We start from the raw sequence: 23,472 nt of genomic DNA, 5'->3' as shown, positions 1-23,472 counted from the left end.
TATGAACAAGCGTCACACAGAAGAAAAATATTTTCTTCCGAAAGACACGCATGCGATTTTTCGCGCTGCAAACGATCAGCAACTAACTCATTTAGCTTATCGTTTACATTATGGGCTATCTCATGAGTTTGATGAGAAAAAAGGTTGCTATAAAGTAGCGAAACGTCTTCCTGTCGTATCCATCCATCCAGACGTTCAACAAGTGGCGAAACAAGCACTTCTTCATCGTGAGCGTTCGTTTGTTTCTTTTGCGCATATCGCATCTGTTCGGAAGCTCAAAGCTACGCCTGTCGGAAAAATGGTTCACGGGCTCGGTGCCGGTCACGTTCGCGAAACGTCGCTAACGATTCATCCAACGTACGGGATTCCATACATTCCAGCGTCAAGTTTAAAAGGTGTCGTGCGGCAATGGTGGATCGAAGCGTACGGGGAAGGAAAAGAAGCCGCAATCGAACAGTCTAATGAAGCAACAGCGATTTTCGGTACACAGCAACGACGAGGTTGCGTGCAGTTTTACGACGTTTACTTAGTGAATGGGTTGCAACTCGTTCCAGAAGTAATGACGGTGCATATGAAGAAGTACTATGAAACAAAAGGTATGCCGACAGATGATCAATCTCCGACACCTGTTTCGTTTTTTACAGTGAAAGTGACAGACGTCGACATTTATTTATCTTGTTTACATCGTGAGCATCAACAGGCAGAGAAGCTATTAAAAAAAGCAACGGAGTGGACGATGCGAGCACTTGAGGAATTAGGGATTGGTTCAAAAACATCGTCAGGATATGGCTATTTTCGTAACGTACGCGACGTGACAGAACAAGAGTTTCTTCCGCTTATGAAGCAAGCGAAAGAGCAAATCGAAAGCGAGATGCAAAAACAACAGCAACAAAAAGAAGAACAGTACCTCGCTTCTTTGTCGCCGGAAGAACGATTAGTGAAAGAAATTGAACGATTAACAACAAACGAACAAGACCAGCAAAAAAGTAAATCCGAGTTATATAAACAAGTCATTGAAACAAAAAATAAAGAAGCTGCCCGAGCATTACAAGCATATTGGGAAAAAATTGGCGAATGGAACGTAAAACCGAAACGAAAAAGGCAATACGAGAAGGTGCAAGCCGTTCGTGCATTGCTAGAATAGTTATCATGACATGCCATCGCTCTCTTATAGAGATGCGGTGGCAATTTTGCAGATTTATGTAATATGATTCCCTAGTGATGGGGATTTTTTAAGGGGATATGTTTATGGGATACGAAGCATTGATGTTTGATCTTGATGGTACATTAGTAGATACCTCTGCCATAGAGACATGGAGGGAAAAAAGATCATGGCACGAGTGCATAAGACATTTTCACCTTACTCGTGTTAATCCTCATGTGCATCTGTTATTACAAAGCATTCAAAATAAAAAAATTGGAATTGTTACAAATGCTCCATACATATATGCTGAGCCGCTTTTAAAACATCACGGTATTCGTTATGATGCACTTATTTCCTATGAAAAAAATCAGAAAAATAAACCATATCCAGACCCTTTATTTCGTTGTGCTCAACATATGAATGTTCATATTGAACATTGCATATACGTTGGAAATGAACCGACTGATATTGCAGCAGCGAAAGCAGCAGGCTGTACATCTGTGGCATATGCGAATACATATAGTGAAGTCGAGCAATTACTTGTTTATATGCCTCATTTAATCATTAAAAATTTTTCGGATTTACAATATACATTAACTGAGGAGAAACATATGCAGAAAATAGCTCGAGAATGTTTTGAGCAGGCATTAGAAGAAAAACAAAAGGGAAATAGTTGGGGATATTTCCGATATCTTAACGAGGCGAGCGACCACGGACATGGACTTGCACAATATTATCTTGCGAAGGTGTTACGTAAAAACCCTCATCTCCTTTATGAAGGGAAAAATATACGTGATTTGTTATATGGTGCTGTGATGAAGATGATACCAGAGGCTGTTTTTGAACTTGGTCAATTGTTTGAGCAGGAAAATAAATGGGAGAAAGCAAAACATTTTTATCGTGTTGCTGCTCATATGGATTACGCCCCAGCACAATATTTTTTTGCAAAGATGAAATTACGAACTCCGTTTTCACGAATGAAATTGCATATTGCTCATCATTGGTTAAAAATGTGTAGTGAAAAAACTGGTAAAGCTATCCCTCTTTTAAATCAAGTAGAAAAAATTGTACAATTCGAAAATGATCTAAAGCAGCATTTTTACTATGACAAAGGAAATGAAAATTTTTTTATATGCAATTACCTTTCAAACGAAAAATATGAAGATGAATACTCTATGCGTATATTAGGTGTAAAGGGGCGAAAGCAGGCGGATATTGCTTATTTTTCCGAGCGCATATCTCCTCTTGTTTCAGACGAAATCGTAATATGTTGCTTTCCTTCTTCGGATCATCGTAATATTTTGACAGGCATACGTAAAATTGCTCAATTTATTGCACAAGAGAAAGGGATAGATGGCACGGATTGTCTTGTTAGATGGAAAAGCCGTGAGAAAAGTTCTTATGGTGGAGAAAGAAATATACAGTCACATGTGCAAACGATGAAAGTTTTTCAGCGAGAAAAAATTGTGGGAAAGCATGTACTCCTTTTAGATGATGTTACAACATCAGGAAGTTCCCTTCGGGCAGGGGAACAGTTACTTCTTGAAGCAGGTGCCTTATATGTGACAAAACTTGCACTCGGAAAAACGAAATGAAGATAAGAAAAGGGGAACGTCATGCAAACATTATGGTTAGCTTTTACATTTGTTCGGGGTCTTGGAGCAAAGAGAATAAAGAATATATATGATACGATACCACAGTTAACGGAAAATTATTTTTATGATGATGAACAAAAGCATATATTAATGAAAGTGATTAAAAATAAAGATATTTTAGATGTTTTATTTCATGAAAAAATAATGAAAGAATATATAAAGCAAGCACAAGAAGTAATACGGAATCATCAAAAGCAAGATATACACGTCATTACAATTGGAGACAAGTATTACCCAAAATTATTGAAAAAGCTAGGTGATCCTCCGATTGCTCTTTACTGCAAAGGAAATATTGATTTATTACGGATATCTAATCATATTGCCATCGTAGGCACACGCCATCCAACGGAAATCGGGAAAAAGTTTGCACGAAGGATTGCGGAAATATTTGTTGACAACGGGTACGGAATTGTTAGTGGACTAGCCGTAGGAATTGATACAGAAGCTCATATCGGCGCATTAGATGCAAAAGGTAAAACAATTGCTGTTTTAGCAGGTGGTCTTCATTCAATTTTCCCAAAAGAAAATACCAATTTAGCACACCGAATTATTGAAAATGGGGGGGTACTTATATCTGAGCAAGCAATTGGATCCCCAGCATTTCGAGCCGCATTTGTACAAAGAGACCGTATTCAAAGTGGATTGTCTTTAGCTGTTTGTCCAGTACAGACAGATATCAAAGGGGGAACACAAAACACGATTCAATTTGCTCGCAAACAAAATCGCTTATTGTTTTGTCCTGTTCCAACTGAGGATGTTCCAGCAACTCGTGGAATTTTTAAACTATTAGAAGAAGATGCTATCCCTTTAAAGACTTCAAGTGATCTGCCTTATATTATACAAAACATTGAAAACAAAAAGTGTGAGCTACTTGAAGATAATAAACAAAGTAGTAAGCCGATACTTAGTTCCAAGATAGTTGAGCAATTAAACTTGTTTGATTAATTTTTCAGAAAGGGTATGTTTTTTGTATGGTCAGTCAACTTGATGAGATGATGAAACTCATTGATTCTGGAAATTTACAGGAAGCAAAAAAACAGTTTTGTGAAAAAGCTAGTTCATTGAGCAAATATGATTATTTGAAACTGTCAAAACATTTATCAGAACGTGAATACCACTTGGAATGCATGAGCGTGCTAAAAAAAGGGTTAGAGTACTTTCCGAAAAATGCATATCTTATTCGGAGTCTCGTTCCTAAAGTATATAAGCATATTATTCGTCGCTTTTACAATGAAAAACATATTCCAGAAGAAAAATATATAGCGACAATCAGATACATTGATCGTATATTAGAGGAGATGAATCGCGGGGAATACAGTTATATTTATTTGCAACACGTGGACTATTTACTAGCAAAACAAAACGCAAATAAGGAGATAGCCTCAGCTTATTTACAGCGTCTTCAAGGATTTTCGTTAAGCAAAGATGCTTATAAAAATGGAGAACAGTCGTTTCCATCCCCATACGAAAAGTGGGTCATGAAAACAGCAAAGCTTCAGTTTGAATTAAAGGAATATACACAATGTATAAAAATCGTAGACGAGGCTTTAAAAGAAAAGGTTTCTTGGCATTATCATAACGACGTTTGGCTTTTACGATTAAAAGCGCGTTCTTTGTGCTTTCTTGGAGAAATGACCGATGCGGTTCGCATATATGAAGAATTGTTACTTAAACATCCAACATGGTTTATGTATCGGGAAATAGCGGAGTGTTATGAAAACATAGGAGAGCGACAGAAAGCATTGTATTATGGAGCGAAAGCCTGCTTAAGTCGTGATGCTGAACCGACGAAATGTGGAAAGTTATATGCAATGATGTATGAATGGCTTGTTGAAAGTGAGGAGTATATGGCGTTTACACACATTGCTTACATCGCGGAAATATATAATAAAAATAATTTCCATATGGATGAAAAAACAAAAAAACTGTATGAGTGCATGTGCACGAAATATGAGCTACCAACAAATATTCGTCGAACGCTAGAGCAGTTTTGGCTTCATCTCATTGAGCGAATGATACCACGACACGAAGGAACGATTTGCAAGCTTCTTCCGAATGGAAAAGCAGGGTTTATTGAATATGGCAATAAGCAAAAAATTTATTTTAAAACATCTGATGTACGTTTTCCGAAGAAACTTGTGCAAGAGGGAAAAAAGGTAACGTTTTTTATCGAAGAGTCATTTGATTTTGCGAAAAAACAGCGTTCCCAAATTGCACAATACGTTTGTGAGGTGAAAGATGAGCGATATCATCCCAAAAGCCCCTCAATGTCCTGATGATTTGTTTCATGAAATTGAAAAGAAGTTGCACGCTTACGATTTAGTTATATATTCCAGAAAAGATCACCCATATCATTTTATATTAGAGATCGGGACGAAAGAGAGAAAAGTTGGTGGAATAAAGTGCCATTACAATAAATTTTTCTGTTGTACATCTGTGGAGATGATTGATGCTATGGATGACATTTATCCTTTACTTGTCCGCTTGTTTCCGATGAAAAAAATAAAGGACAATCAAGTCGATGAATTTGCTCGCTATTTAATCATTAACTACCATTTTGGAGTTCATATTATTCATCGTGATTATGTAAGAATATGCTATGAAATTCGCTCTAGAGATCGTCTTGTTTGGGTAAATATAGAAAACAAAAATAAGAATTCATGCACATATGTACAAGGTGATTTGAATTTATTTGACGAAGTGTACCATATTTATATTGAATTTGAACGTATCATAAGTAAAGTACTGTAAAATCTACTTATTGTGAATTTATTCACAACTGTCGTCGACCTCCAATCGTGCAAAAACCCCGGGGGATCGACGACAGTTTATTTTATGCGAATTTTTTAGTGATATCAATAAATACAGAGTATTGACTGAATTTTCGGATGGATATATAATAGAGTTGTATAGCTTTTCCATATGTTGATTTATCAACGCTTTTTTGGGGTTTGTATCGTACCTATGAGGAATTGAAACCCGAGGTGCGCGGGAGCGTTTTTCCCCCCGCGCGCCTCGGTTTGTATCGTACCTATGAGGAATTGAAACGCGTTTTGCGCTTCTGTCAATGCTTCATGATAAAAGTTTGTATCGTACCTATGAGGAATTGAAACAAAAAATAGGTTATACAAGTCGCTCGCTCCTTTCCGGTTTGTATCGTACCTATGAGGAATTGAAACACGCAACAGACGAAAAAAGAATAACAAAATCACGCGAACGGTTTGTATCGTACCTATGAGGAATTGAAACCATTAAACAATCGCGGGTCGTGTATCACCAATTTCCCGGTTTGTATCGTACCTATGAGGAATTGAAACTTCGCGATCATATTGATATGATTATGTGTAGCAAAAAGTTTGTATCGTACCTATGAGGAATTGAAACGGAGATTACACGGGAAAGATTATAAGTTGGAGCTTGCTGGTTTGTATCGTACCTATGAGGAATTGAAACGGACTTCTCCTGCTGCTGTTCATTCGGGTTCGAGAGTTTGTATCGTACCTATGAGGAATTGAAACTTTTAAAAAAATGGGGGGTATATCATGTTCCAACTGGTTTGTATCGTACCTATGAGGAATTGAAACCAGAAGGGTATCAAGTGGATCAAGATACGGTTGAGGAGTTTGTATCGTACCTATGAGGAATTGAAACCACCAATCCCAGCCAAAACAGAGCCAATGACCGTTAAAGTTTGTATCGTACCTATGAGGAATTGAAACTCATAGTGCCAACGCACAAACGCAAACGGATCCACACCGTTTGTATCGTACCTATGAGGAATTGAAACTTGTTTCAGACGAATAAAATCGACTACCATATCCGCATGCGTTTGTATCGTACCTATGAGGAATTGAAACTAGCTGTAAAAAAACGTGTACCGCAATCCGCTCGGAAGGTTTGTATCGTACCTATGAGGAATTGAAACCACTGTATTGTTTATATGTATCATCAACAATCTCTAAACAGTTTGTATCGTACCTATGAGGAATTGAAACTTGTATGTGACGATCGAAAGTCGGTGATTCGGGTAAGTTTGTATCGTACCTATGAGGAATTGAAACTTTTTCGTGATAAAACGAATCCTAATCAATTAGTCTTAGTTTGTATCGTACCTATGAGGAATTGAAACAATTTCTGTATCTCCCGAACTCTAGTCCGCCCTTCATGTGTTTGTATCGTACCTATGAGGAATTGAAACTCCAAGCGCATATTATTGCTAAAGCCCTAGGAATTGAAGTTTGTATCGTACCTATGAGGAATTGAAACTAGACAAACGCCACAATTTCCTCTGCTGTGTATTTCGCTGTTTGTATCGTACCTATGAGGAATTGAAACTCTTGAACGACTCCAACAGCGTGTATCGCGGCTGGAGGTTTGTATCGTACCTATGAGGAATTGAAACTCATCTTGTCCTGATGGAGTTACTCCCATATTAACATGAGGTTTGTATCGTACCTATGAGGAATTGAAACCGGAAGAGAATGCTGGAAGCGCATTGTATTGCCGGAAAGTTTGTATCGTACCTATGAGGAATTGAAACAGGAGTTCATGAGCTTTTAGCATGTAATAATACTGGCGTTTGTATCGTACCTATGAGGAATTGAAACCACTCAGTTATTGACGCGCCCGGTTTTGTTTTGTGCCTGGTTTGTATCGTACCTATGAGGAATTGAAACGGCGCCCCGTTGATGACATCTGATAAGTTGAATTTAGGTTTGTATCGTACCTATGAGGAATTGAAACAAGCCTTTGATTTCGAGAGACGCAATTGGCTCCACTTGAGTTTGTATCGTACCTATGAGGAATTGAAACCAGTCGAAGCGGGAGGCTAGACAAGCCTGTCTTGCCGGTTTGTATCGTACCTATGAGGAATTGAAACAACATCTTCGACCATTTATAAAACCTATACAATTCAGTTTGTATCGTACCTATGAGGAATTGAAACACGACATTTGTTCAACTTTTTCATACCATATTTACAAGTTTGTATCGTACCTATGAGGAGTTTGCCATTGTGATCAGTTTTATATTTACTTTGTAATGTTTTGTGTTAGGGGTAGTTTCCTTAATTTCCTACTAATCCTTTTTATTTTTTAGAGCGCTGGTCAGCTATCCTCAACCTCTGTTTTTATGTTACTTATTTCAAAGAGTTATATTAATTTAGAAGGAATATATTCCTTTTATGTCGTATTTTATGGTAGGTTAGTTTATTTAGAAACGAGGTGTGATTTTGCTAGCAGAAGCAGTTGTTCGAGTAGGCGAGTCGCTTGTGAGTAGTGATTTACCTTTAACGGAGCGTATTCGTTTGTTAACGGATGTAGATAATGAAGCTTGCAAGAATTTTTTTGAGCACGTCTGGGTTGTGGAATGCATAGAGGAACAAGTGAACGTTCGTTTGATGAGAATAGGAGAAAAGGTGAAGGAAGGTAAAAAAGAAACGTTTGTTGTTGATAGAGCTAAAAACGTTGCCTTTCCTATCATTTATCCTAATGGTGGGAATCCGCTAAATGCCCAAGGCTCATATGCGCTGCCATGTTACTTAATGTATGATCGCCACATAAAAATGCTTAAAAACAGCGGTGAATTTGCAAAAGAAATGCTTTTTCCTCGTTTTGAAAGAACACTTTGTATGCGACATATGGATAATGAGCAGAAGTTTTCCTATGCGAAGAAAATTGCTGATTTATTGTCACGACAAGTAGCAACGTTTGTTTATGAGGAGAAGCAGCTAGGAATCCTCATGATTGTAAATCCTTTATTTCCTGCTTATCAATACGCCTCCCAACAGCTAGATCCGCAACGATATATAAAAATCGGAGATAGTCGTATTGAGACGGACAAGTCTGTGTATTTGGATGGGAAAATGTTGATAGAAGCAATTATCTCGGCACGTTTAGATGAGGCAAAAACACTGGGAAGAGACATAAATCAAGTTTCAACGTTTACAAACAAAATAGAAACAGAAGTTGTATCGATTTATAACAAATCATGGTTATGGTTATCTTCGACATGGGAAGCACCGAAGTCGATTTATTGGGGGGATAAAGAGTGGACGAGAGGAATTAAGGTGGATCGCCACTCATACGAAGCATTTTTATATGGTGCTCAGCTTTTAAAACAACTAACTGTATCGTTATCCAACGCGACGTTAAAAGAGATATTTTCCCCTCATACAAACGTAGAAGCGAAAAAGAAAATGAAGTCATCTAGTTTTGAAAAAATTTTTGGTGTTCCCCTCATACTTCCTTTACATGATGGTGAAGTTAAACAGTTATTCAAAAAATATAGGCGGATTCTAAAAAAAGAGGAGCATAGCAGAGAAGCGCTACATATGAAACTGTTGGCAGCATTAGATGGGATTATCGTTCCAGAAAGTACGGATGACTATCGTCTCATGCTTTTATATTATTCTGGGGATTTATCGAGAGGGGATGTGCATATTCGCGCAGTTATTGATGACGTTATCCCTAGTGTCGCAAGTAAAGTGCAACAAATTTTAAAAAGGTTGAACCGTTCGGAACTATTTTCGATACGTGAGTTGTTTGGACTAGATCGGGACGAGAACAAAGAAGATGTTCGACTCTCTTCTTTGCCAGCGATGCTAGCGAACGCATATGGTCCGGGGTACGTTTGGAGTAGTATGCAATCTGTATTTCATCGACAACCGATTCGAATGGAGCGCATTTGTCAGGTGGTTGCTCGAAAGTTAACGGAATTAGCAAATAAACAGCAAATATTTTCTATGCGTCAAGAGCTTGTCTTTTATTATAGCTTTATGTATTTTTTAGACGTTTATTATCAAATTGTGTTAAACGATCAAAGGGAGGGGATAACGTTGCAAGATTTTCTTGTGCTAGCTACAAAATATCATGAAGGAACGATAACGGCTAACGATTTAACATCACCAGAATCGTTAGGGTTTGTATCTGGGCTAGCGTTGCGACAATTTTCAAGGTCATACGGAGCAAAAACGAAAAAGGATTTTATAAACCACCGAGTGATGAAATTTGGTAGTAAGTTAAATCCAGAAATGATTTGGAAAAATGGGTTGATTCGTTGTGAAGAGTTGGCAAGGCAATGGGATTTAGGAATCAAAGAAAACTTTCGAACAACATTGGCGTATGTATTGATTGGGTTTCTTCGTGCGAAGGAGGAAGGATGGCTAGCCAATAAAAAAGAACACATGATGACAGCTTTTTGGTCTGGATATTTAATGTATGATCAAGTAGCAAAAGAATAGGAGGATCCAAATATGAGCATTCGTAATGGAGAAATTTTATTTGTTAAATCTGTAAAAGACGGAATTCCTAATCGTGATCCACTTCAAGACAGTGATGTGCGACGAATATTCCCAGAAGAAGATGGACGAATTTCGTTAAGTGATGTGAGTATAAAACGTGATGTTCGCGATTATGTGCTGGAGGAAGAAAAAGACGGCGGATCATCGAAGCGTAACTACATTTTTGTGCAGGAAAGAATGAATGAAAAAGGAAAATTATTAGGCCGACAAAGTCTTGCGCAATGGATTGTAGGTCAAGTTGGTAAGGAAAAAGAGGCGAAACAAGATATGAAATCTGTTTTGCTCGAGCATAGTTTTGATGCGAGGACGTTTGGAATCGTATACTCTGTTACACCGAAGTTTCATTTAACAGGTCCTGTTCAGTTTGGATGGGCTCATTCGCTTCATCCTGTCGATAGTCAGTATGTTCAAGGAACGGTCGTCATGCCTAGTTCTGATGAGAAGGTAGATGCAAAAGGAAACGAGGAACAAGGAAAAACGCAAGGGACGATTTGGACATCGTACATTGTTCCATTTGCTGTTTTTGCAATGTCAGGGGTGATTAACGCCAAAAACGCAGAACATTCTCATATGACACCAGAAGACCAAGAGTTGTTACTGAGAGCATTATGGCGCGGGACGTTGCATCGTCAAGCACGTGGACGAGGACAGCAACAACCTCTTTTTCTCGTTCATATCGAGTACAACGACCCTTTTTTCCGAATTGGTTACTTAGAAGATTATATTACTCTCTTGCCAGAAGGAGATGTATGGAGAAAAGATGGAAAGCGTCCTTCTTCATTAAAAGAAGTTCAACTTGATGTCAGCAATCTCTTACATGTTATTGAAAAGTACAATCATAAAATACACAATGTTCGCATATGGAGAGATGATCGTTTACATGTAATAGGAAATACGTCAGCTTACGAGCAACCTTTATGGTAAAGCGGTGAACAAAATGAAAGTAGTTTCATTCGAAGTAAAAGGCCATGTTGCCCATTTCCGCAGACCAGATACGACAGCTACGCATTTAACGTATCCTTTTATGTCTATTACTGCTGCTAAAGGGTTAATTGGAGCAATTATTGGAGTAGAAGATTTCCAAACAAACGATCAAATTGGCATTCAAATCATGTCGCCGGTTCGTACCATTTCTCAACAGCTATCTATGTTTGGTAAAGAAGATGGGAAGCAATTTAATCGACCGACAACGATTGAGCTCATTGTTTCTCCGCATTATCGTATTTTTTACGCAGGAGAGGAATATGTGGATGCGCTCGCGGAGAAGTTAAAGGCAGATCACTGCACGTATCATACTTATTTAGGTGTGGCGTATGCTTTGACAAAACCATTTAACGTAGAAGTTTTTACTGTCAATGAAGCTGTCCTAACAACAGAAATGATTGACATACTATCTGTCGTGCCTACTTCCATTGTCGAGCATATTGAGTTTGAAAATGAAAAACATTTGTGTCGTGCAGGAGGATTTTTGCGGTACTATCAAGGCAAGCGTACATTTTCCCATTCTTTAAGTTTTTTATATGAAAAAAATGGGAAACCAATGACGATACAAGTGAAAAAGGATTATAAAGAAGATGGATTTTCATTGATTTCTCACTTAGGGGGATATGTATGTCTTATTTAATCCCATTTTCAGAATGTATTGCTCGTCCTGATGATCAAAACAGGAAGTATACGTTAGAAAGTCATTTAACAAACGTTTGTGAATGGATGAAGAATTGGGCAGATGATCCGCATATTAAAGTATTGCTCATTTTAGCAGGATTATGTCACGATATGACAAAAGCACATATTGACTGGCAAACTTACATTAGAGGAATTGGTACAAAAGGGCCTGCTCATGCTCCGAGCAGCGCCTTTCTCTTTTCTTATTTAGCTTATCAGTATTTAGAAAAAGAGAAAGTTTGGGAGAAGTATTGCCGTGAATGGCTTTGGCTATTGCGTGACATCGCTGACCACCATAGCGATCTTCATACTTTAAGTTACATAAATTGGGTAAAACAATACGAGTGGGAAAAAATCGATGTAGATGGATATGTTGCTTTTTTGAACAAGTATATTCCACATTTATATGTTCAAAAGGAACAATTGTCTGAATGGGTTTGGAGAGTCGATGAGATTGTTGAAGAAGTTTTACAACAATTAGACACATCTTACCAAGAGAGTCATTACCGGTACTGGATGAGCGAAATACAACGATGGCGACATTATACGACAGCACTCATTTCAGGAGATCGGTTCGATGTAAAAAGCATCTGCCCAACAATTATACCTGTTTGGCAACGTGATGAATCGTTCGTTCATTTACAAAAATATTGTGCCAAAAAAACTTCACATCCTATGTCATCTGCGCGTCAACAAGCGAAGGAAAAAATTATTGATGAGTGGCGACGTAATCATTCTTCTCGTTTTTACACGGTAAATATGCCTACTGGTTACGGTAAGACAATTGCTTCCTTACATTTGGCACTTGAAATGCTCAAAACGTACGATTATAAAAAAATAATTTATATAGCACCGTATTTATCTATTATTGAACAAACAGCTAAAACGATAGAGGAAGCATTAAATCAAAATGTATTGGAACATCATTCGCTATCTATGCTGAAAGAGGATAAAAAACGACTTTCACTAGCAGATGATGAAGATCGGCTCTCACTCGCAATTGAATCGTGGGCTAATGGAATTGTATGCACAAGCTTTCAACAGTGGACGAGGGCAATGTTTCCAAAAAGAGCTCAACATACATTGCGTCGAAGCTTTTTAGAGAAAAGCGTCATCATTATTGATGAACCGCAAATATTTCAACCAGAGGGCTGGAATGTGTTTTTGTTGGGATTGGAGGCGATGGCAGAACGTTATGATTTGCGTGTTATTTTCCTATCGGCTACGATGCCACCTTTTCAGTACGGACTGTCAAAGCCACCGGTTTCATTAACTGTGCAAGCAGTTGAGGCGCATAATCGTTACGTAGTGAAGCGAACAGAAAAAATGGATGAAAAACAAGCTGCCATGTTTTTAACAAAATGCAGTAGTCAATCAAAGGCGATGATTTTGAATACGATTGAAGATGCATATCGAGTTTATAAAGAGCTCAAATCGTTAGAAACAAATGTTTATCTTCTTCATGGACTCATGATTCCGATTCATAAACAAGCAGTCATTAAACAAATCCAGTCTCGTTTACTAGAGCAATTGCCGACAACAGTTATATCCACGCAAATTATTGAAGCTGGTGTAGACGTGAGTTTTGAAACAGTTGTTCGAGCGAATGCGATTTTACCTTCTATTGTTCAGGCAGCGGGGCGGGTTAATCGACACTTAGAAAAAGAAAAAGGATTATTTTGGATAATGCCATTTTATCGTGAAGGAGAGAAGGATACGCGACATCCAATTTACGATCGTTTTTTAACAAGTATAACGGATGAAATTTTAATGGAAAAAGAAATATGGACGGAGTTTGAGCTTACTTCAGTCGTTCAAAAATATTACGAAAAAATGTTTACTTACAACACTTATGAGGCGACAAAAAGAATGATCCAAGAAGCATATGAAGGGAATTGGAACAAGCTTAGCGAGTATGAACCTTTCGGAAAAGGTTATTTAAAGCTATCCCTATTTGTAAACTGGGATTGGGATGAGTACATACAGCATGTATCGCTGGATGTTATGAGGTTAATGAAGCATTACGGTGTTCATTGTCCCATGGAATTGTACGAAAGATTTCAAGACCAAACATGGCTAAAACATTTATCGCTTGAAGAAAGAAAACGTTTTATGATTCTTGTGCATGCGTTTGTTGTTAATGTTCCAATTAAATATGCTTTAAAAGTTGCAAGCAAAGAACAATTTTTACAAAAAAAAATCCCGCTTCTAGAAGATACAGAAGCATACCATCCGAAGCTCGGTCTAACTTTTCCTTTCGATGAACAATTTGATTGCATTATTTGAGAAAGGAGAGTGTATATGGAAGACTACAACATGCCTGTAACTGGGACAGACATATGGTATTACTACATTTGTCATCGTGAAGTTTGGTTGATGAAACATCAAATCGCACCTGATCAGGAAGATGAATCACTTGATCTTGGGCGTTTTATTTCGGAAATATACTATCGGAGAAATAAAAAAGAGTTATCATTTGGAAATATTGTGATTGATCGCGTTCGTCAAGAAGATGGACAACTTGTTGTGGGAGAAGTAAAAAAATCGTCGCGATATATGAAAAGTGCAACTATGCAGCTTTTGTACTACTTGGATTACTTACGTCGAATGGGAATTGAGGCAAGGGGGGAGCTGCTTTTTCCAGAAGAACGGAAAAAAGAAGTGGTTGAATGGACGGAGGAAGCAAGGGTGGAGCTAGAGCGGGCGGTTAAGGAAATTCAGCGCATCTTGCGTATGCCAGTACCACCGAAACCAAAGAAAATCCAATTTTGTGCAAAATGTGCGTATCGAGAATATTGTTGGGCGGAGGAATGAAATGAAACGAACATTGTACATCTTTCAAAATGGTGAGTTGCGTCGCAAAGATCATAGCTTGTATTTCGAAACAGAAGGGCGAAAAAAGTATATTCCTGTTGAAAATACAAGTGATATATACATTTTTGGAGAAGTCGATGTATCGAAGCGCTTTCTTGAGTTTGCTTCACAAAAGCAAATTATCGTTCATTATTTTAACCATTATGGTTATTATGTTGGTTCGTTTTATCCGCGCGAACATTTGAACGCGGGGCATGTAATTTTAAAACAAGCGGAGCACTATTTGGATGGGAGGAAGCGTTTAAATTTGGCGCGCCGATTTATTGAGGGATCGATCCAGCAAATGGGTCGCGTGCTAAAATATTACCGTTCTCGTTTAGAGGCGAAGGATGTTTTTGATAACGTACTACATGATTTCGAAAAGGAGTCACTTTTGCTTTCTGACGCTCAATCGGTCGGGCAATTGATGGCATTGGAAGGGCATGTGCGTGAAAAATATTATAGTACGTTTGATACGATTATTCGTCACCCTGATTTCGTATTTGAAAAGAGAACAAAGCGCCCACCGCATAATCGCTTGAATGCACTCATTAGCTTTGGAAATTCCATCGTGTATACGATGTGTTTGAGTGAAATATACAAAACGTACTTAGATCCCCGCATTGGTTTTTTGCATAGTACGAATTTTCGGCGGTTTTCACTTCATCTAGATGTTGCCGAAATATTTAAGCCTATTATTGTTGATCGTCTCATTTTTTCATTAATTAACAAAAAAATGCTAGTAAAAAAGCATTTCGATAAGCTAACGGACGGTATATTATTGTCAGAAGAAGGAAGAAAAATATTTGTGAGCGAGTTAGAAAAGAAGATGCAAACGACGGTACAACATCGTCATTTAGGAAAATCTGTATCGTATCGACGACTCATCCGTCTTGAGTTGTATAAAATTCAGAAACATTTGTTAGGGGAAAAAGAGTACGAACCGTACGCAGCAAAATGGTAGGTGATGGATTTGTTTGTTATTTTAGTTTATGATTTTAATGAGAAGCGCGTAGCGAAAGCGTTAAAAATTGCCCGTAAATATCTTCATTGGGTACAAAATTCTGTGTTTGAAGGGGAGCTATCAGAAGCAAATTATAAGAAGCTAAAAATTGAACTACAAGCCATTATGCATCCGAATGAGGACTCTGTTATTTTTTACACGTTTCGTACACAAAAATATTCGAAGCGTGAAGAGTTTGGTTTGAAAAAAGGCGGAGAGGAATTTATTTTGTAGAGGGGAAGAAACGAATGCGATTAACGATTACATTGCGAGGAACAGATGGAACGGTATCCCTTCCGCTTCATTACCAGCAATATTTACAAGGGTTAATATATCAGTCACTAAGTGATAAAGCATTTGCTCATTTTTTACATGATCATGGATTTCAGAAAGAAAAACGATCGTTTAAGTTGTTCACTTTTAGTCGCCTGTTTGGTGATCATCATATTGAACATCGTACGAAAATGATCACATTTATTGATTCATTTCAATGGCACATTGGCACTGTGCTTCTTGAACTGACGCAACAGTTAGGGGAGTATTTGTTGCTTCAGCCATATGTAAACATCGGTGATCAACGTGTCATCATTGAGCGAGTTGAAACGGAAAAGCGAACGATTGAACAGAGTGAAATTGAAATAGATATGTTGTCACCGATGACGGTATATAGCACGTACGAGACGTTGGATGGAAAGAAAAAAACACAGTTTTTTGATCCGGACGACGAAGTGTTTTCACATTTAATAGAACGGAATTTTTATAACAAATATGAAGCATATTACGGTGTTCCACCAAGCGATCGGCTACTCATCGAACCTGTCGATGTTCGAAAATGCGATCGGGTCGTAACGAGCTTTAAAGGCTTTTACATTACAGCGTGGAAAGGGCGGTATAAGCTCATTTCTTCTCCGGAAAATTTAACGTTTTTGTACCGTGTAGGTATCGGTGGACGAAACTCACAAGGATTCGGCATGTTCCGCATCATAAAAGAAAAGTGAAACATTTCACAGCTGTCGTCGACCTCCAATCGTGCAAAAACCCCGGGGGATCGACGACAGTTTATTTTATGCGAATTTTTTAGTGATATCAATAAATACAGAGTATTGACTGAATTTTCGGATGGATATATAATAGAGTTGTATAGCTTTTCCATATGTTGATTTATCAACGCTTTTTTGGGGTTTGTATCGTACCTATGAGGAATTGAAACTTGTCACCAACTTCGGCTACAAACATGAAACGCGGCCAAGTTTGTATCGTACCTATGAGGAATTGAAACGGGTTTCCAAAGGGAGCAGGGTCCCAGTGTCAAGGTAGTTTGTATCGTACCTATGAGGAATTGAAACCCAAAGCGTTTGACGCATACGAATATAATGCGCTGATGTTTGTATCGTACCTATGAGGAATTGAAACCCGTCCTGGTACTCATTATTTTTCTGCTCCTGTTTTCGTTTGTATCGTACCTATGAGGAATTGAAACGCAGTATACTTTCGCGCTTCTTCTCAATTTCGATGTTTCGAGTTTGTATCGTACCTATGAGGAATTGAAACTTCTTTAAGGTTGATGAAAATGGTCAAGTGTATATTGAGTTTGTATCGTACCTATGAGGAATTGAAACTTTACCGTCCTGGTTATGGTACTCCTTATTTTTCTGTTTGTATCGTACCTATGAGGAATTGAAACTCGCAAGTTGACGAATGAGGTGATACGATGATTTCAGAAGTTTGTATCGTACCTATGAGGAATTGAAACAAAACTTTAAGCTTCATTTTCAAACTCCTCCTTATTTAGTTTGTATCGTACCTATGAGGAATTGAAACGAAGAAATGGGCGTGGCTGTTGATGTTGTTCGCGATCAGTTTGTATCGTACCTATGAGGAATTGAAACCTACAACTTCGCGATGAACATGCCGAGCAATCTTTCAATAGTTTGTATCGTACCTATGAGGAATTGAAACAGTAATGCAGTAAATTTGTGATACGATCAAATTTGTTCAGTTTGTATCGTACCTATGAGGAATTGAAACCAAACTTTTCAATTGTATTTCTATATGGCCGAAATACGTTTGTATCGTACCTATGAGGAATTGAAACTGCGATTTTAAAAAATAAAAGTAGTGGTTATTATTATGCGTTTGTATCGTACCTATGAGGAATTGAAACTACGCGAAGTAAAACGACTTTATTTCCGCGTTTCAAATTGTTTGTATCGTACCTATGAGGAATTGAAACATTCCCCAACGGTCAGCTGCTTCTTTTGTGCTCATCAGTTTGTATCGTACCTATGAGGAATTGAAACTCCGTAATGTTTCGGATGGTTTTTCAAATGTCGGTTCTTGGTTTGTATCGTACCTATGAGGAATTGAAACGAGGAAATGTTGGATAGGTATCCTAATTGGATTAAGAAAGTTTGTATCGTACCTATGAGGAATTGAAACCCGCACAAGAGACACCGTTAAAAAGAATGGTGTTAGTAGAGTTTGTATCGTACCTATGAGGAATTGAAACCCCACAGCGTAAGGGTTGTTGTTAATCTCAACGAATCGAGTTTGTATCGTACCTATGAGGAATTGAAACACGCATACGAGTACAACGCTTTAATAGATCAACCTGGTTTGTATCGTACCTATGAGGAATTGAAACAATAGAATGAATAATTCATTCGTATCACGGAAATATTGTTTGTATCGTACCTATGAGGAATTGAAACGGTTCAAATGGTGCGTTTCCTTCTTCGTTGTCGGCGTTTGTATCGTACCTATGAGGAATTGAAACCTTTTTCATCTTCACGGATTTCGATTAATTTTGCACTGTTTGTATCGTACCTATGAGGAATTGAAACTCGTATTGGTCACTAGTCAGCGCTTCTACAGTAAAAAGTTTGTATAGTACTTAGTTAGTTTGACGTTGGCGGTATTGTGCTTGTCCCTCTTCACTTTCTATATACATCCAAATTGGCATTTTAACCTCTGATTTACGCAGCACACCCGATGCGGCGTAACACCTCATCTGGGTGCTGTAAGACGTGCTGTTCAAAGCGAGTAATGGATTGGGCAATGTCATTTTGATCCTTGTGAAAAACGTTGGCAATCACTTCATCTTTCAACCATTTCCACAGCCATTCAATCGGATTTAACTGTGGAGAATACGGTGGCAAAAAGATGAAATGAAAAGCATCGCCTTCCTCGCCATCAAGAAAGGCTTGCACCATCTTGGCATGATGAATACGCGCATTGTCTAACACAAGCACGAGGAATCGATCGGCATATTTCTCTTTCAATCGGCGCAAAAAGTCGAGGAACGTTTCGGCATTGGCGGATGATGCGCGATGAAATACCACATCGCCTTGTTGAACATCGACGGCGCCAAAAATAGAAACGTGGGCGTGGTGACCGTAGCTCGGCACGTGTTTTTGATTTCCTACTTCTGCCCATGTCGTACGTAGCGCTTGATAGGCACGAACATGTGTCTCATCCACATAAAACATGTGGAAGGAGGTGAAGTCAATGTTGGTCAACAAAGCATACAAATTTCGCATCTATCCAAATAAAGAACAAGAAGTATTAATCGCGAAAACATTCGGTTGCTCGCGTTTTGTATTCAACTATTTTTTAGCGAAATGGGAGGATGCTTATAAGCAAACGGGCAAGGGATTAACTTACAACGCTTGTTCTTCTCAATTGACGCAATTAAAGAAACAATTCGTTTGGTTAAAAGAAGTGGATAGCATTGCGCTTCAATCTTCACTCAAACATCTAGATGATGCGTACGATCGCTTTTTTAAAAAGCAAAACGACAAACCGCGCTTTAAGTCTAAAAAGAATGCTGTGCAATCGTATACAACTAAGCATACAAATGGGAATATTGCTGTGCTAGATCAACACATCAAGCTACCTAAACTTGGCCTTGTTCGTTTTGCTAAAAGTCGTGAAGTAGAAGGGCGTATCTTGTCTGCTACGATTAGACGAAATCCGAGCGGGAAATACTTTGTGTCCATTTTGGTTGAAACTGACGTGCAAGCGTTGCCTAAAACGGGTTCAGCCGTTGGCATCGATGTTGGGTTGAAGGAATTCGCCGTTCTTTCTGATGGAACAAAGTACGCCAACCCGAAATGGCTTCGTAAGCTAGAAGAACAGCTAGCAAAAGCACAACGTATTCTTTCCAGACGAAAAAAAGGTGGCTCGAATTGGAATAAGCAACGAATAAAAGTTGCACGATTGCACGAAAAAATGACAAATGCACGACATGATTACTTACACAAAATTTCCACCGAGATTGTCAAAAACCACGACATCATCGGGATGGAAGATTTGTCGATAGCTAATATGCTAAAAAATCATAACCTTGCAAAAGCGATTCAAGAGGTATCTTGGTCAATGTTTAAAGCCATGATCGAATACAAAGCTAGATGGTATGGGAAACAGATCGTAACCGTAGCAAAAAACTTTCCGTCTAGCCAGCTTTGTTCGTGCTGTGGCTATCAAAACAAAGACGTGAAACATCTTGCTTTGCGTGAATGGGAATGTCCTGTGTGCCATACTCATCACGACCGAGATGTGAACGCAAGTATCAATATTAAAAACGAAGCCATTAGGCTTCTTAACCGCAGGAACTGTGGGGATCGCCTACTAAATAACCGAAAAAACTTTCGGTGTTCGTAGGAATCCGCTATGGCTTTAGCCTAGCGGTAGTTCAACTGAACGTAGTGGGATGTAAAGTCGATACTCTCATATAGATAGGTTTTATTTGGACAAAAACTTCCCCCTTTTCACCTACTTTTCACCATTCACTCGTATACTTACAGTACATGGTGCATGATATGGTGAATCAGGGGGGATGTGTGTTGAAGAAAAACATTGTAAAAATAATATTAGACGTATCGATGGCGATTACGTTTGTGTTGTTGATGAATCCGCGAGTGTTTAATGGCTTACTGTTTCATGAAGTGGCAGGATTAGTGATTGGTGTCGCTGTGCTTGTGCATATTGGATTAAACTATCAATAGGTTGTCCATACGGTGAAAAAAATATTCGATCGTTCGCTTTCGGGGAAAACGAGATTTAGTTTTTTGCTAAATGTATTATTGCTTCTTTCGATGACGGGGATTATTGTGACAGGTATTCTGATTTCGAAAGTTGTGTTTCCACATCTTCTTAGTGGCGAAAATCATGCGTTGCGTGAGATACATGATGTGTTTGCGAAATTGACGCTTTTGCTTGTTGGGGTGCATATCGCATTGCATTGGCAATGGATTATGGGCGTGTTTCGGAAAATGTTGAAAACAAAAGAAGGAAATTGGAACAAAAAGGCGATTGTGACTTCTGTCCTTATTCTTGCGTTATTTATAGGAAGTATGCAGTGGCTAGCAACCAATGTAAAGCCTAATGAGGCGTTTAAGCCGAAGTTTGAGCAAAAGGTAGCACAAGCGAGCGAAACATTTCCACCACCTGAAAAGTTTCGTGAAGGAGAGTTTCCATATAAAGAACGGCATGGAAACAGCCATCCGTTGTTTGTTATTTTGGGACACTTCACATTTTGGGCGGTTGTGATTGTTCCAGTTTACTACATCGAAAAACGAATGCGTCATAAACGACAAGTTCGTGTATAAAACAGGTGTCCTGGGTTGGCAGGACACCTGTTTTATTATGATTCTTTTTTCCCTTTCTCGTGTTTATAACATTCGTGATATAGCTTCATTAACGCCCGTTTTTCAATGCGTGAAACGTAGCTGCGGGAGATGCCGAGTTCTTTTGCGATTTCGCGCTGGGTGCGTTCCGGTTGCATGTTTAGACCGAAGCGGCTAATAATCACTTGGCGTTCGCGATCGTCAAGTACATGTAAGTGTTGGGCGATGTTTTCGAGCTCATTACTTTTTTCGATCATATCGATAATATCTTCATCTTCCGATTTTAATACATCCAATAAACTAATTTCGTTTCCATCGCGATCTTGCCCGATCGGGTCATGTAATGAAACGTCTTTTCTCGTCTTTTTTAGCGAACGAAGATGCATCAAAATCTCATTCTCGATACAACGGGCAGCATACGTGGCAAGCTTTGTTCCTTTTCCGGTTGAGTAGCTTTCGATCGCTTTAATTAACCCGATCGTGCCAATTGAAATTAAATCTTCTGGATCTTCTCCTGTGTTTTCAAACTTTTTCACGATGTGAGCGACGAGACGTAAATTATGTTCGATCAGCTTATTTCGAGCATGTTCATCTCCTTCCGCCATCTGTTTCAAATACATCGCTTCCTCTTTTGCATCAAGCGGTTGTGGAAAGGCATTATTTTTTACATAAGAAACTAAAAAGACGAGCTCTTTTACAAACAAAGCAAGCGCAGAAAAAATCGTGCCCATGTTCGTTCACCTCACAGGTGGTCATTTGTTGCTTATGTATGTATATGCATTAGAAAACTTGTTCGTGTTTGGACACTTTATTTTCTTTTTCCTTCTTTGTTTAATGAAGAAAATGATATATAATCGTGAAATATAAAAACATGATGTGAAGGAAGGATGAGTCGTGCAAAAAGGAATGACAAAACCGTTAAAACTCAACCCACCGCAGTTGTTAGCAATTATGTTTCTTTTTCTCGTTGTTGTCGGTGGGGTGTTATTAAAGTTGCCGATTGCAACAGAGAAGGACATTAGCTGGCTTGATGCGTTCTTTTTATCGACATCTGCCGCAACGGTAACCGGATTAGCACCGATTGATCCAGGATCTACATTTACCTTATTTGGAGAAATTGTTTTAATGGTGCTCATTCAAGTTGGTGGGCTTGGGATTATGACGTTTGCGGTGCTCGTCGTCATTGTGCTTGGAAAAAAAATCGGAATGAAGCAACGCATGTTGATGCAAGAAGCGTTAAATCAGCCATCGCTTGGCGGTGTCATTCGTTTGGCGCGCAATTTACTGTTATTTTCTTTGTTTATGGAATGTATTGGAGTGATTTTGCTAGCTATTGATTGGGTACCGAAAATGGGATGGGCGAAAGGGCTATATTACAGCCTTTTTCATACGATCGCCGCGTTCAATAACGCTGGATTTGCGTTATGGCCTGACAATTTATCACGCTTTGTCGGCAATCCCATTGTCAACGTGACGATCACTTTATTAATCATCGTTGGGGGACTCGGTTTTACAGTCGTATTTGATGTATTGTACCAACGCCGTTGGAGAAAGTTATCCCTCCATACGAAGCTGATGTTAGTGATGACGCTTATTGTAAACGTTCTAGCGATTGTTGCGATCTTTTTATTTGAACATAATAACCCGAAGACGCTCGGTTCGCTTCCGTTTCGCGAACAACTATGGGCAGCGTACTTTCAAGGCATTACACCAAGAACGGCAGGATTTAATACGATTGATATTGGCTCACTAGAACAACCGACAGCGATGCTTATGATTTTCCTTATGTTTGTTGGGGCAGGAAGTACATCGACAGGTGGAGGAATTAAACTGACGACATTTGCGGTGATCGTTTTTGCGGTGGTGAGCTTTTTAAAAGGGAAAGAAGAAACGGTCATTTGGCAGCGTACTATTCGTCATACAATCATTTTGCGTGCGTTAGCGATTGCATCGATGAGCATGTTGTTTATTTTCCTTGTCACGATGATTTTAACGCTTACCGAAGATGCTCCATTTTTAGTTCTTTTATTTGAAGTTGTATCTGCATTTGGGACCGTTGGGCTTTCGATGAATATGACTCCGCATTTGTCAGCAGTAGGAAAAATGCTGATCATCGGCGTCATGTTGTTTGGAAAATTAGGCCCGTTGACGCTTGTTTATTCGATTGCGAAGCCGAAAAAAACAAATATTCGTTACCCGAATGGCGATATATTGACAGGATGAAC

At 38.7% G+C, this 23,472-nt stretch carries 19 protein-coding genes and 2 CRISPR repeat arrays; of the genes, 17 read left to right on the top strand and 2 right to left on the bottom strand.

Annotated features, from left to right (window positions below; translation table 11 throughout):
- Position 1: 1 nt before the first annotated feature.
- From cmr6 to cas6, 13 genes are all read left to right on the top strand, one after another.
- A complete protein-coding gene (gene cmr6, locus NST18_RS10025) occupies positions 2-1,144 on the top strand; it encodes a type III-B CRISPR module RAMP protein Cmr6 (protein ID WP_004889359.1) in 1,143 nt (380 codons plus the stop codon).
- Between the two features lie 104 nt (positions 1,145-1,248).
- A complete protein-coding gene (locus NST18_RS10020; protein ID WP_004889361.1) occupies positions 1,249-2,739 on the top strand; it encodes an HAD-IA family hydrolase in 1,491 nt (496 codons plus the stop codon).
- A 21-nt stretch (positions 2,740-2,760) separates the two neighbouring features.
- On the top strand, positions 2,761-3,744 hold the full coding sequence (dprA, locus tag NST18_RS10015; protein WP_004889362.1) for a DNA-processing protein DprA: 984 nt from the start codon (positions 2,761-2,763) through the stop codon (positions 3,742-3,744).
- Between the two features lie 26 nt (positions 3,745-3,770).
- Positions 3,771-5,075 (top strand): tetratricopeptide repeat protein, encoded by a 1,305-nt coding sequence (locus NST18_RS10010; RefSeq protein WP_004889364.1) that lies wholly within the window; start codon positions 3,771-3,773, stop codon positions 5,073-5,075.
- Entirely contained in the window at positions 5,038-5,550 is a 513-nt protein-coding gene (locus tag NST18_RS10005; protein WP_064214009.1) for a hypothetical protein, read from the top strand. Before NST18_RS10010 ends, NST18_RS10005 begins: the two co-directional genes overlap by 38 nt.
- A 198-nt stretch (positions 5,551-5,748) precedes the next feature.
- Positions 5,749-7,811: direct repeats of the CRISPR family, unit length 30 nt; unit sequence GTTTGTATCGTACCTATGAGGAATTGAAAC.
- A 212-nt stretch (positions 7,812-8,023) separates the two neighbouring features.
- A complete protein-coding gene (locus NST18_RS10000) occupies positions 8,024-10,039 on the top strand; it encodes a hypothetical protein (RefSeq protein WP_004889377.1) in 2,016 nt (671 codons plus the stop codon).
- Between the two features lie 12 nt (positions 10,040-10,051).
- The gene (locus NST18_RS09995; protein ID WP_004889379.1) at positions 10,052-11,023 is read left to right on the top strand and encodes a CRISPR-associated protein; all 972 of its coding nucleotides are present in this window, start codon (positions 10,052-10,054) and stop codon (positions 11,021-11,023) included.
- A 13-nt stretch (positions 11,024-11,036) separates the two neighbouring features.
- Positions 11,037-11,723, top strand: a complete 687-nt coding sequence (gene cas5, locus NST18_RS09990; RefSeq protein ID WP_035018527.1) for a CRISPR-associated protein Cas5 — start codon at positions 11,037-11,039, stop codon at positions 11,721-11,723.
- On the top strand, positions 11,711-14,050 hold the full coding sequence (cas3, locus tag NST18_RS09985; protein WP_004889381.1) for a CRISPR-associated helicase Cas3': 2,340 nt from the start codon (positions 11,711-11,713) through the stop codon (positions 14,048-14,050). Before cas5 ends, cas3 begins: the two co-directional genes overlap by 13 nt.
- A 30-nt stretch (positions 14,051-14,080) precedes the next feature.
- On the top strand, positions 14,081-14,578 hold the full coding sequence (gene cas4, locus NST18_RS09980; RefSeq protein WP_004889383.1) for a CRISPR-associated protein Cas4: 498 nt from the start codon (positions 14,081-14,083) through the stop codon (positions 14,576-14,578).
- A gap of 1 nt (position 14,579) precedes the next feature.
- Positions 14,580-15,581: a type I-B CRISPR-associated endonuclease Cas1b gene (gene cas1b / locus NST18_RS09975; RefSeq protein WP_340721403.1), complete on the top strand. Its 1,002-nt coding sequence runs from the start codon at positions 14,580-14,582 to the stop codon at positions 15,579-15,581.
- Between the two features lie 9 nt (positions 15,582-15,590).
- Positions 15,591-15,854, top strand: a complete 264-nt coding sequence (gene cas2 / locus NST18_RS09970) for a CRISPR-associated endonuclease Cas2 (RefSeq protein WP_035019157.1) — start codon at positions 15,591-15,593, stop codon at positions 15,852-15,854.
- A 14-nt stretch (positions 15,855-15,868) separates the two neighbouring features.
- Positions 15,869-16,618: a CRISPR-associated endoribonuclease Cas6 gene (gene cas6 / locus NST18_RS09965; protein WP_340721402.1), complete on the top strand. Its 750-nt coding sequence runs from the start codon at positions 15,869-15,871 to the stop codon at positions 16,616-16,618.
- 182 nt (positions 16,619-16,800) lie between these two features.
- A CRISPR array of direct repeats spans positions 16,801-18,463; the repeat unit is 30 nt; unit sequence GTTTGTATCGTACCTATGAGGAATTGAAAC.
- Positions 18,464-18,595: 132 nt separating this feature from the next.
- On the opposite strand, the gene NST18_RS09960 is transcribed toward cas6, so the two are convergent.
- Positions 18,596-19,099, bottom strand: coding sequence for an IS630 family transposase (locus tag NST18_RS09960; RefSeq protein WP_340721400.1), 504 nt, complete (start codon positions 19,097-19,099; stop codon positions 18,596-18,598).
- Positions 19,100-19,127: 28 nt separating this feature from the next.
- Between NST18_RS09960 and tnpB the strand changes: the two genes are divergently transcribed.
- The 3 genes from tnpB (at position 19,128) to NST18_RS09945 (ending at position 21,229) form a co-directional block, all read left to right on the top strand.
- On the top strand, positions 19,128-20,282 hold the full coding sequence (gene tnpB / locus NST18_RS09955; RefSeq protein ID WP_064214498.1) for an IS200/IS605 family element RNA-guided endonuclease TnpB: 1,155 nt from the start codon (positions 19,128-19,130) through the stop codon (positions 20,280-20,282).
- 182 nt (positions 20,283-20,464) lie between these two features.
- Positions 20,465-20,626, top strand: coding sequence for a hypothetical protein (locus NST18_RS09950; protein WP_231110118.1), 162 nt, complete (start codon positions 20,465-20,467; stop codon positions 20,624-20,626).
- Positions 20,627-20,638: 12 nt separating this feature from the next.
- Positions 20,639-21,229, top strand: a complete 591-nt coding sequence (locus NST18_RS09945) for a DUF4405 domain-containing protein (protein ID WP_231110119.1) — start codon at positions 20,639-20,641, stop codon at positions 21,227-21,229.
- Positions 21,230-21,264: 35 nt separating this feature from the next.
- Here NST18_RS09945 and sigK read toward each other — a convergent pair whose 3' ends face one another.
- Positions 21,265-21,978 (bottom strand): RNA polymerase sporulation sigma factor SigK, encoded by a 714-nt coding sequence (gene sigK, locus NST18_RS09940; protein WP_004889414.1) that lies wholly within the window; start codon positions 21,976-21,978, stop codon positions 21,265-21,267.
- A gap of 175 nt (positions 21,979-22,153) precedes the next feature.
- On the opposite strand from sigK, the gene NST18_RS09935 reads away from it, so the two are divergent.
- Positions 22,154-23,470, top strand: coding sequence for a TrkH family potassium uptake protein (locus tag NST18_RS09935; RefSeq protein WP_064214137.1), 1,317 nt, complete (start codon positions 22,154-22,156; stop codon positions 23,468-23,470).
- The last annotated feature ends 2 nt before the right edge of the window (positions 23,471-23,472 follow it).

The organism is Anoxybacillus sp. FSL W8-0104, from assembly GCF_038004465.1.
GTDB lineage: Bacteria > Bacillota > Bacilli > Bacillales > Anoxybacillaceae > Anoxybacillus > Anoxybacillus flavithermus_G.
The sequence above is the reverse complement of the archived record's forward strand: the minus strand, read 5'-3'. Positions and strand labels throughout refer to the sequence as shown.

Coding starts and splice junctions, on each gene's coding strand:
- cmr6 (WP_004889359.1), top strand. CDS start 2: ATGAACAAGCGTCACACAGAAGAAAAATATTTTCTTCCGAAAGACACG.
- NST18_RS10020 (WP_004889361.1), top strand. CDS start 1,249: ATGGGATACGAAGCATTGATGTTTGATCTTGATGGTACATTAGTAGAT.
- dprA (WP_004889362.1), top strand. CDS start 2,761: ATGCAAACATTATGGTTAGCTTTTACATTTGTTCGGGGTCTTGGAGCA.
- NST18_RS10010 (WP_004889364.1), top strand. CDS start 3,771: ATGGTCAGTCAACTTGATGAGATGATGAAACTCATTGATTCTGGAAAT.
- NST18_RS10005 (WP_064214009.1), top strand. CDS start 5,038: ATGAGCGATATCATCCCAAAAGCCCCTCAATGTCCTGATGATTTGTTT.
- NST18_RS09995 (WP_004889379.1), top strand. CDS start 10,052: ATGAGCATTCGTAATGGAGAAATTTTATTTGTTAAATCTGTAAAAGAC.
- cas5 (WP_035018527.1), top strand. CDS start 11,037: ATGAAAGTAGTTTCATTCGAAGTAAAAGGCCATGTTGCCCATTTCCGC.
- cas3 (WP_004889381.1), top strand. CDS start 11,711: ATGTCTTATTTAATCCCATTTTCAGAATGTATTGCTCGTCCTGATGAT.
- cas4 (WP_004889383.1), top strand. CDS start 14,081: ATGCCTGTAACTGGGACAGACATATGGTATTACTACATTTGTCATCGT.
- cas1b (WP_340721403.1), top strand. CDS start 14,580: ATGAAACGAACATTGTACATCTTTCAAAATGGTGAGTTGCGTCGCAAA.
- cas6 (WP_340721402.1), top strand. CDS start 15,869: ATGCGATTAACGATTACATTGCGAGGAACAGATGGAACGGTATCCCTT.
- tnpB (WP_064214498.1), top strand. CDS start 19,128: ATGTTGGTCAACAAAGCATACAAATTTCGCATCTATCCAAATAAAGAA.
- sigK (WP_004889414.1), bottom strand. CDS start 21,978: ATGGGCACGATTTTTTCTGCGCTTGCTTTGTTTGTAAAAGAGCTCGTC.
- NST18_RS09935 (WP_064214137.1), top strand. CDS start 22,154: ATGACAAAACCGTTAAAACTCAACCCACCGCAGTTGTTAGCAATTATG.